The sequence below is a fragment of the Desulfococcus sp. genome (assembly GCF_041737845.1).
In the GTDB taxonomy this organism is placed as follows: Bacteria; Desulfobacterota; Desulfobacteria; order Desulfobacterales; family Desulfococcaceae; genus Desulfococcus.
The window spans coordinates 1-8,657 of the sequence record NZ_JBGSQX010000023.1; the positions used below are offsets into that span (position 1 = coordinate 1).

Here is an 8,657-nt window from a genome sequence, read left to right on the forward strand (position 1 = left end):
GCGGCCCAGAGGACGGCCCAGGCGGAGGCGGGCCTCGATTCCGCGGCCGCGACCCGCGGCGACACCGAGATCCGCGCCCCCTACGACGGGGTTATCACGGCCAAACTTGTCCAGGCCGGGGACCTGGCCTCACCGGGAACCCCCCTCTTTTCCATGGAAGGCGACACGGGCTTCCGCGTGGACCTCGTCCTCCCGGAGACCTACCTCGGGGCCGTCTCGGCCGGACAGACGCTCCGGGTCGCCCTTCCCGCGCCATTAGACGCCGCAGTCGAAGGGACGGTCCAGGCGGTGGTCCCGGCGGGCGACCCGTCGAGCCGGAGCTTCATCGTCAAGGTGGACCTGCCCGAGGGTCTCGCCCTCCGGTCGGGGCTCTTCGCCCGGGTCGCCATCCCGGTGGGCGAGGAGGGCCGGATCCTCGTCCCGCGGACGGCCGTTGTCGCAAAAGGCCAGCTCACGGCCGTCTTCAAGGTGGACAGCGGCGATATCGCCCGGTTCCGGCTGGTGCGCCTGGGAAGGGCATTGGGCGGCCAGGTGGAGATCGTCTCGGGGCTTGCGGCGGGCGAACGCTACCTGACGGTGCCGCCGCCGGAGACGGAAGACGGCATGCGGGTGGAGGAACGGTCATGACCCCGAAGCTCGGACCCGCAGGGCGGATGGCCCGCTTTTTCATCGATTCCAAGCTGACGCCGCTCGTCATCATCGCCTCGATCCTTCTGGGGCTGGCCGCCGTGGTCATGCTGCCCCGGGAGGAGGAGCCCCAGATCATCGTGCCCATGATCGACATTTTCGTCGCCATGCCCGGCGCCTCCGCCGAGGAGGTGACGCAGCGGGTCTCCCGGCCCATGGCCAAGCTCCTGTGGGAGATCCCCGGGGTGGAATACGTCTATTCCACCTCCCAGCCGGGCATGGCCATGGCCATCGTCCGCTTCTACGTGGGCGAGGACGAGGAGAAATCCATCGTTCGGCTCCAGTCCAAGCTCATGGCCAACTTCGACCGCATCCCCCAGAACGTCAGCCAGCCGCTGATCAAACCCCGGTACATCGACGACGTGCCGATCCTGTCGCTCACCTTCTGGAGCCGGGAGGTCGACCACTTCCAGCTCCGGCGGTTGGCCGCCGAGATGGAGGACCAGGTCAAGCGGGAGCCCAACGTCTCCCTGACAAGCCTCATCGGCGGGCTCCGGCGGACCGTTCGGGTGGCGTTCGACCCGGCCCGCCTGGCCGCCTTTCACCTCGATCCCGGGCAGGTGGCCCGGATGCTCCTCTCGGCCAACGCGGAGACGGACGCCGGCGCCTTTCCCTCCGCCGACGGCCAGATCCTCGTCCACACGGGCGGATTTCTGAAGGATGCCGACGACGTGGGCCGGGTGGTCGTGAGGGTCGCGGACGGCCGGCCGGTCTACCTCCGGGACGTGGCCGCCGTCACGGACGGGCCGGACGAGCCCGACCAGTATGTCTTTTACGGCACGGGCCCCGGGGCGTCCGCCCAGGGGTCGGAGGGCCGGATCTCGCAGGGAGACGGCATCTTCCCGGCCGTGACCCTCACCGTGGCCAAGCGCAAGGGCACCAACGCCATCACCGTGGCCGACCGGGTGCTGGAACGCGTGGCGGACGCCCGGGGAAGGGTCCTCCCCGACAACGTCCAGGTCGCCGTGACCCGCAACTACGGCGAGACCGCCCGGGAGAAATCGAATGAGCTGCTCCTCCACATGCTCATCGCCATCTTCTCCGTGACGGTCCTCATCTGGTTCACCCTGGGCCACCGGGAATCGGGGGTCGTGGCCCTGGCCATCCCCGTGACCCTGGCCCTGACCCTGGCCGTCTTCTACCTCTACGGCTACACCCTGAACCGGATCACGCTGTTCGCCCTCATCTTCTCCATCGGCATCCTGGTGGACGACGCCATCGTGGTCGTGGAAAACGTGGTCCGCCATTTCCGTCTCGAGGAGAACGCGGGCCGCTCCCCGGCTTCGGTGGCCATCGAGGCGGTGGACGAGGTGGGCAACCCCACGATCCTGGCCACCCTCACGGTGATCGCCGCCATCCTGCCCATGGCCTTTGTGGGCGGGCTCATGGGCCCCTACATGCGGCCCATCCCCGTGGGGGCCTCGGCCGCCATGGTCTTTTCCATGATCGTGGCCTTCATGGTGACGCCCTGGGCCGCCCTCCGCCTCATCCGGCAGGAGCCCGGGGGCTCCGGGCACGACCACCAGGAGGACGCCCTCACCCGGCTCTACCGGAGCGTCATGGGCCCCCTCCTCCACCGGCCCCTCGTCCGCCGGCTCTTCCTCCTGGGGGTGGCCCTCCTGCTCCTGGCGGCCTGCGCCATGGTCGGCCTGGGCCTCGTGAAGGTCAAGATCCTTCCCTTCGACAACAAGAGCGAATTCCAGGTGATTCTGGACATGCCCGAGACCGCGACCCTGGAGGAGACCACGGCCGCGGCCATGGAGATGGCGGGCGATCTCAAGACGGTCAACGAGGTCTCGGACTACCAGATCTACGCAGGACTTTCCGGCCCCATCAATTTCAACGGCCTGGTCCGGCATTATTACCTGCGGCGGGGGCCGAACGTCGCGGAGATCAACGTCAACCTGGTGGGCAAAAGCCGGCGCTCGGACCAGAGCCACGAGATCGCCAAGCGGGTCCGGCCGGCCCTGAAAGCCATCGCGGACCGCTGCGGCGCCCGGGTCAAGGTGGCCGAGGTGCCGCCCGGCCCGCCGGTGCTCTCGACCCTGGTGGCCGAGGTCTACGGGCCGGATTACGCGCGCCAGCGGGAGCTGGCTGCGAAGATCCGCGACATCTTCGAAGAGACCCCGGGCGTGGTGGACGTGGACTGGTACATGGAAGACCGCCAGGATCGCTATATCTTCGAGGCGGACAAGGAAAAGGCCGCCCTGAACGGGATCTCCATCGCCCAGATCAACGACGCCCTCGACACGATGCTGAACGGCCGTCAGACCGGCCTCCTCCACGAGCCGGCCGAGAAGGAGGACGTGCGGATCATTCTCCAGGCGCCCCTGGCCCAGCGGGCCGGGGTCGAGCGCCTGGCCGCCGTCAAGCTCATGTCCGGGGAGGGCCGCCTCGTTCCCCTCTCCACCCTGGTCTTGATCCGGAAGACCGAAAACGACCGGAGCATCTACGAGAAGAACCTCATGCCGGTGGTCTATGTCACCGGCGACGTGGCCGGCGAAAAGGAGAGCCCGGTCTACGCCATCCTCGAAATGACCAAGAAAATCGAGGCGATTTCCCTGCCCGAGGGCTACCGGATCGAACAGCATTTCGCGGGCATGCCCGACAGCGACCGGCGGTTTTCCATGAAATGGGACGGCGAGTGGCAGATCACCTACGAGGTCTTCCGGGACCTGGGGATCGCCTTCGGGTTCGTCCTGATCCTCATCTTCGTGCTGGTGGTGGGGTGGTTCCAGTCTTTCTCCACGCCGCTCGTCATCATGGTGGCCATCCCCTTCTCCCTCATCGGCATCCTCCCGGCCCACTGGGCCATGGGCGCCTTTTTCACGGCCACCTCCATGATCGGCTTCATCGCGGGCGCAGGCATCGTGGTAAGGAACTCCATCATCCTGGTCGACTTTATCGAGCTGCGGATCACCCAGGGCATGCCCCTGGACCAGGCGGTGATCGACGCGGGCGCGGTAAGGTTCCGGCCCATGATGCTGACGGCCGCGGCCGTGGTGGTGGGGGCCTCGGTCATCCTCTTCGACCCCATCTTCCAGGGGCTCGCCATCTCGCTGATGGCCGGCGAGGTGGCATCGCTCCTCTTCTCCCGCATGACCGTGCCGATCCTCTACTTCATGGACAAACGCTGGGAGTTCGCCCACGGCCATCCCCTGCACAAGACCGCAGCAGGAGGGGAAGCGCCCCCCGGGGAATAACCGGGATTCCCTTTGTCAACGCCGCCCGAGGCGGTTCCGGGCGGGTTTCTTCTTGATTCTTTTCGGTCAGATGCATACCTTGCAGGTATTGTAAAACATTCGGCAGGAACGAGGAGGAACGCATGGGCGAGGAATCATATGACGTCGTTGTGCTGGGAACCGGGCCCGCGGGGCTGCAGGCCGCCATCCATGCCGCGCGGGCCAAGGTCTCCGTGCTGGTGATGGGCCGGGAGGTCAAATCGAGCCTCTACAAGGCCCATATCGAGAATTACTGCTGCCTCGACCGGACCACCGGTGAAGATTTCCTGCGGCAGGGCATCCAGCAGGCCACCGATTCGGGCGCGGCTTTTCTTCACGAGGACGTCATTAAAATAGCCGCGGAGGACGACGCTTTTGCCATCACCACGGAAAGCGACCGCCATATCCGGACGCGCGCCCTGGTCATGTCCATGGGCATCTCCCGCAACCGTCTGGGGGTCCCGGGGGAGAAGCAGTTCATAGGCAAGGGCGTGAGCTACTGCGTGGACTGCGACGCCGGCTTCTACAAGGGGGTCGAGGTGGCGATCGTGGGGAACGCCTCCGCCGCGGCTTCCGGCGCCCTGACCCTCACCTTCTACGCCTCGGCGGTCCATCTGATCTGCGATCGGCTGGAGGTGACGGAGCGGCTCGCCATCCAGGTCCGGGCATCGGATGTCATCCTCCACGAGAACCGGAAGGTCAAGGAGATCTACGGGAAGGATGCCGTCGAGGGGGTAATGCTGGACGACGGCAGCCGGATCCCCCTTTCCGGCGTCTTCATCGAGACCGGCGCCAAGGGTGCCGTGGAGCTGGCCGCGACCCTGGGGGTGGATCTCGATTCCGAGCAGTACAAATACATCGTGACGGATACGAACCAGCAGACCAACATTCCGGGGATCTTCGCGGCGGGCGACATCACCGGACTGCCCTGGCAGGTGGCCAAGGCGGTGGGGGAAGGGTGCGTGGCGGGGCTCGCCGCGGCCAAGCATGCCAAAAAATTCAGATAGGGCGGAAGATTCCGGGCGCCCGGCCCGCCGCCCAAAGGAGGTCGAGATGGTCAAAGACACGGTTGACAGTTTCAGTCTGGTTTCACGCCTGTTCCACTGGGTCATTGCCCTGATGGTGGTAGGGATGCTCCTGGGCGGCCTCTTTGTGGGGTTTCTGCCGAGAGGCGCTTTCAAATCACTGGTGGTGGATCTTCACAGGTCGACAGGGTTCGTCATCCTCGTGCTCATGGCCCTGCGGCTCTGGTGGCGATCCGTCAACCCCCGTCCGAAAGACCTGGGGCCCAATGCCTTTGAAAACCAGATCGGCCGCCTGATGCACATCTTTCTCTACATCCTGGTCTTTTTGCAGCCCCTCTTCGGCATCCTCATGTCCCAGGCCTTCGGCTCGCAGGTGAGTGTTTTCGGCCTGTTCACCCTGCCCGCCGTCCTGCCGAAAAACCCCGCCGTGGGATCGGTCTTCAGCCAGATGCACAGCATCACCGCGCTCCTGCTGGCCATCAGCGTCGCCATCCATGCGGCCGCGGCCCTGAAGCACCATTACATCGACCGGGACCGGACGCTCGTGCGGATGATTTCGGGGAAATGACCGGCACCCCACCGATCCATAACCCAGCCGGCCTTGAATCGCTCTGCAGCGAGCACGGCGTCCGGTTGCTGGTCGCATTCGGGTCGCGCGTGACCGGTTCGCCCCCGCCCACTGCGGAAAGCGACCTGGATCTGGCCCTGCTGTTGAGCGCAGGTCATGCAGAAGGCATGGAAGTGGCTCTCATCACCCGAATCCCGGATTTCTTCCCGGCGGTTGAGGTGGACCTGGTAATCCTGAACCGGGCCGACCCGCTGCTGCGGCATGAGATCATGCGGGAGAGCGTGCTGCTATACGGAGATCTGGATGCCTATGGCGCCTACCAGGTTTTCAGTTGGCGGGACTTGATGGACTCCCGGGATCTCATCGATTTGGAAGAACGCTTGTTCGAGAGGAAAATGGCCTATATTCGAAGCCGGGTGTTTGAAGATCCGCAGGATGCCCCGGGGGACTCAAACCATGACTGACGGTTCCGCAAAAAGCCCGATATCTGCGTTATGCTGCATCCCTCGTCACTGCGGCGTACTTTAAGTACTCCTCATTCCGCGGGATTTGCAAGCCTTGATCTCGAACTTTTTGCGAAACCGTCTGAAAATTGACTTTTTACGAGACCATCATGATTCATCCCGATTTCGTCAGCAGAAAATGCCGTCTGATTGCGGAAGACTTGGCCCATCTCCTCCAATTCAAAGACGAGCCCCTGGAAGGTCTTGCCTCCGATTTCGTCAAACTGGCCGCGGTGGAACGCCTGCTGGAGCGGATCATCATGCGCGCCATCGATATCAACCTGCACCTGATCGGTGCGCTGGAAAACCGCATGGATGAAAAAAGTACCCGGCTGACCTACCGGGATTCATTCTTACGACTGGCGGATTATGGTGTCTATCCTGAAGGTTTCGCACTGGATATCGCAAAAAGCGCCGGTTTCCGAAACATCCTCCTGCACGATTACAATGACGTCAACCGAACGCTTCTCCATGCATCCATTCAAAGCTGTCTGAAGGATTACACCCGGTATATCGACTACATCACGGCCTTTTTGAAACAACATTCATCCTGATCCTTATCACGCCTGTTCCCGAATTGATAAGACTCGTTAAATGTAATATTTTGACATCATAATGCAATCATATTTTGACATCAATATATGGAGGTTTTCATGAAGGCCATAACCATTCGGGGCATTGAACCCGAGATTTCAGAGAAGCTCAAATCAACCGCGGCAAAGCAAGGTAAAAGCGTTAATCAGCTCACCCTTGAGATCATCAGGGAAGGCCTTGGCATGAACAAAGAAAAGAAGCGGTTGCGTGAATATGATGACCTGGACGATTTGTTTGGACGGTGGAGCGAAGATGAGTTTAAAGAAATTGATTCTAAAATAAATCGGGAACGCCAGATTGATCCGGAGCTCTGGAAATGAAAAAAGTGTTGATCGATACCAACATATATTCATTGGCGATGAAGGGTGATCGCTATATTTCGAATATATTGCGAAAAATTAATCAGATTGGCTTCTCCGTCATCAGCATCGGGGAGCTTTTTTCAGGTTTTAAAGGCGGCTCCCGTGAAAGCAAGAACCGAGAGGAGCTTAATTTATTCCTGGATTCTCCAAGGGTGGTCGTACACCCGATTGATGAGGGCACTGCTGATTTTTATGCTTCGATATTGAACAACCTCAAGGCAGCAGGAACCCCGATCCCCACGAATGACATCTGGATTGCAGCCGTTGCCTTTCAGCATGGATACAAAATCTTCTCAAAGGATAACCATTTCAACCTGATTCCCGGACTGGTGCAATTTAATGAGCTCTCCCCCATTTCAAGTCTTTCTTGACAAATGAGGCTCACCAAACAATGTTATTATTAAGAAATCCAAGAGATAGATAATTGGAAGAAAGCAAACACGTTATGAGCATTGCGGAAAAAATTTATCAGGAAGCATGTCGATTACCGGAACATCTGGCACAGGAAGTTTTGGATTTTATCGAATACATAGAAAAAAGCACGGCCTCATAGACAGGGAAGTGCAGAATTTAAAGGAAGCGCAACTGATCGTGATGAAGCATGTGTGGGACAACGAGGAAGACGAGGCTTGGAATGAACATCCATCCCGCTGATATTATCGGAACATACTTTAGGCCATGATCTCAAAACTCAAATCCGCCCTGAGCCAGCACCCGGACATCGCCTTTGCGTACCTCTTCGGCAGTCAGGCCAGCGGGCGAGCGACACGGATGAGCGATATCGATATCGCGGTATATCTGCACGGCTCCCCAGATGGCGAGAAGCGGCTCGATATTCTGGGGCTTCTCATCGACACGCTGAAAAGCGACCGCGTTGATCTGGTGATCCTGAACACGGCCCCCCTGCCGCTGCAATTTCGGGTGCTGAAAAACAATCAGCTTCTGGTCGACAAGGCACCCTTCATGCGACACGCCTTTGAATCCAAGACCATTGCCATGTATCTCGACTTTTCGATCTTTGAATCACGTCTCCTGGAGCGAAGGTTTTTCCGGGATCAATGACGGCCGTAGTGATCACACCCTCCAACAGGTGTTCATATGGTTGATAAAACCTTGATATTCAGAAAACTTGCCGAGCTTGAAGCCTATATCGGGCAGATATCGGAATTTAAATCAATATCCGTCGAGGATTATCGATCCGACTGGAAAACCCAGCGGATTATCGAACGGACGCTTCATCTGATGATCGAGCTCTGCCTTGACGTCGGCGGACACATCATTTCCGACAACAAATTCAGAGTTCCGGATAGCTATGCGGATGAGTTCCGGGTCCTTCATGAAAACGGCATCGTTTCGGATGCCTTGATGACGGCTTTGGTAAAGATGGCCAAATTTCGGAACATCATCGTCCACCAGTATGAAAAAGTCGACCCGGAGATCGTCATCAGCATCCTCAGGAACAACATTTCGGATTTCCAGAGATTTTCAGACGAAATTGCCGCATTGTAGATTTTTTCGTTAAATTCCCAGAATTTTCCCGCGGAGATTTACCGAGGGAAAAAGGGCTCGGCGTGAGCCGAGCCCTTTTTTGAGAGGCAGACAGCAGTCTACCGCACCGGGCTATCCCTTGGCGCCGGAGTCCCCTCGCAGGCGCCGCTGTTTCACCCGGATATGTCCATCAGATCAGAGCTGAGAAT

The 8,657-nt window shown here is 60.0% G+C and carries 11 protein-coding genes; all 11 read left to right on the plus strand.

All coding sequences use genetic code 11. From position 1 onward, the window contains the following. Positions 1 to 627, plus strand: a 627-nt coding sequence (locus tag ACEW8N_RS02820) for an efflux RND transporter periplasmic adaptor subunit (protein WP_373498279.1), incomplete at its 5' end; no start/stop codon positions are given. After that, positions 624 to 3,890 carry an efflux RND transporter permease subunit gene (locus ACEW8N_RS02825; RefSeq protein ID WP_373498280.1) on the plus strand — a complete coding sequence of 1,089 codons (3,267 nt, stop codon included), beginning with the start codon at positions 624 to 626 and terminating at the stop codon, positions 3,888 to 3,890. The genes ACEW8N_RS02820 and ACEW8N_RS02825, both read left to right, overlap by 4 nt. A 122-nt stretch (positions 3,891 to 4,012) precedes the next feature. Beyond that, entirely contained in the window at positions 4,013 to 4,915 is a 903-nt protein-coding gene (locus ACEW8N_RS02830) for an NAD(P)/FAD-dependent oxidoreductase (protein WP_373498281.1), read from the plus strand. A gap of 46 nt (positions 4,916 to 4,961) precedes the next feature. Continuing rightward, positions 4,962 to 5,501 carry a cytochrome b gene (locus tag ACEW8N_RS02835; protein WP_373498282.1) on the plus strand — a complete coding sequence of 180 codons (540 nt, stop codon included), beginning with the start codon at positions 4,962 to 4,964 and terminating at the stop codon, positions 5,499 to 5,501. Then, positions 5,498 to 5,965, plus strand: a complete 468-nt coding sequence (locus ACEW8N_RS02840; protein ID WP_373498283.1) for a nucleotidyltransferase domain-containing protein — start codon at positions 5,498 to 5,500, stop codon at positions 5,963 to 5,965. The genes ACEW8N_RS02835 and ACEW8N_RS02840 overlap by 4 nt, the downstream gene beginning before the upstream one ends. A 149-nt stretch (positions 5,966 to 6,114) precedes the next feature. Beyond that, on the plus strand, positions 6,115 to 6,558 hold the full coding sequence (locus tag ACEW8N_RS02845) for a DUF86 domain-containing protein (RefSeq protein ID WP_373498284.1): 444 nt from the start codon (positions 6,115 to 6,117) through the stop codon (positions 6,556 to 6,558). 99 nt (positions 6,559 to 6,657) lie between these two features. Next, positions 6,658 to 6,918, plus strand: coding sequence for an antitoxin (locus ACEW8N_RS02850; protein ID WP_373498285.1), 261 nt, complete (start codon positions 6,658 to 6,660; stop codon positions 6,916 to 6,918). Further along, a complete protein-coding gene (locus tag ACEW8N_RS02855) occupies positions 6,915 to 7,331 on the plus strand; it encodes a type II toxin-antitoxin system VapC family toxin (RefSeq protein ID WP_373498286.1) in 417 nt (138 codons plus the stop codon). Before ACEW8N_RS02850 ends, ACEW8N_RS02855 begins: the two co-directional genes overlap by 4 nt. Before the next feature lie 74 nt (positions 7,332 to 7,405). Then, positions 7,406 to 7,513, plus strand: a complete 108-nt coding sequence (locus tag ACEW8N_RS02860; protein ID WP_373498289.1) for a DUF2281 domain-containing protein — start codon at positions 7,406 to 7,408, stop codon at positions 7,511 to 7,513. Between the two features lie 125 nt (positions 7,514 to 7,638). Next, entirely contained in the window at positions 7,639 to 8,022 is a 384-nt protein-coding gene (locus tag ACEW8N_RS02865; RefSeq protein ID WP_373498287.1) for a nucleotidyltransferase domain-containing protein, read from the plus strand. A gap of 36 nt (positions 8,023 to 8,058) precedes the next feature. Further along, on the plus strand, positions 8,059 to 8,469 hold the full coding sequence (locus ACEW8N_RS02870) for a DUF86 domain-containing protein (RefSeq protein WP_373498288.1): 411 nt from the start codon (positions 8,059 to 8,061) through the stop codon (positions 8,467 to 8,469). Positions 8,470 to 8,657 lie beyond the last annotated feature (188 nt).

Excerpts from the sequence above, each read along its gene's own strand:
- ACEW8N_RS02835 (WP_373498282.1), top strand. The coding sequence starts at position 4,962 with ATGGTCAAAGACACGGTTGACAGTTTCAGTCTGGTTTCACGCCTGTTC.
- ACEW8N_RS02870 (WP_373498288.1), top strand. The coding sequence starts at position 8,059 with ATGGTTGATAAAACCTTGATATTCAGAAAACTTGCCGAGCTTGAAGCC.
- ACEW8N_RS02860 (WP_373498289.1), top strand. The coding sequence starts at position 7,406 with ATGAGCATTGCGGAAAAAATTTATCAGGAAGCATGTCGATTACCGGAA.
- ACEW8N_RS02840 (WP_373498283.1), top strand. The coding sequence starts at position 5,498 with ATGACCGGCACCCCACCGATCCATAACCCAGCCGGCCTTGAATCGCTC.
- ACEW8N_RS02865 (WP_373498287.1), top strand. The coding sequence starts at position 7,639 with ATGATCTCAAAACTCAAATCCGCCCTGAGCCAGCACCCGGACATCGCC.
- ACEW8N_RS02845 (WP_373498284.1), top strand. The coding sequence starts at position 6,115 with ATGATTCATCCCGATTTCGTCAGCAGAAAATGCCGTCTGATTGCGGAA.
- ACEW8N_RS02855 (WP_373498286.1), top strand. The coding sequence starts at position 6,915 with ATGAAAAAAGTGTTGATCGATACCAACATATATTCATTGGCGATGAAG.
- ACEW8N_RS02825 (WP_373498280.1), top strand. The coding sequence starts at position 624 with ATGACCCCGAAGCTCGGACCCGCAGGGCGGATGGCCCGCTTTTTCATC.
- ACEW8N_RS02830 (WP_373498281.1), top strand. The coding sequence starts at position 4,013 with ATGGGCGAGGAATCATATGACGTCGTTGTGCTGGGAACCGGGCCCGCG.
- ACEW8N_RS02850 (WP_373498285.1), top strand. The coding sequence starts at position 6,658 with ATGAAGGCCATAACCATTCGGGGCATTGAACCCGAGATTTCAGAGAAG.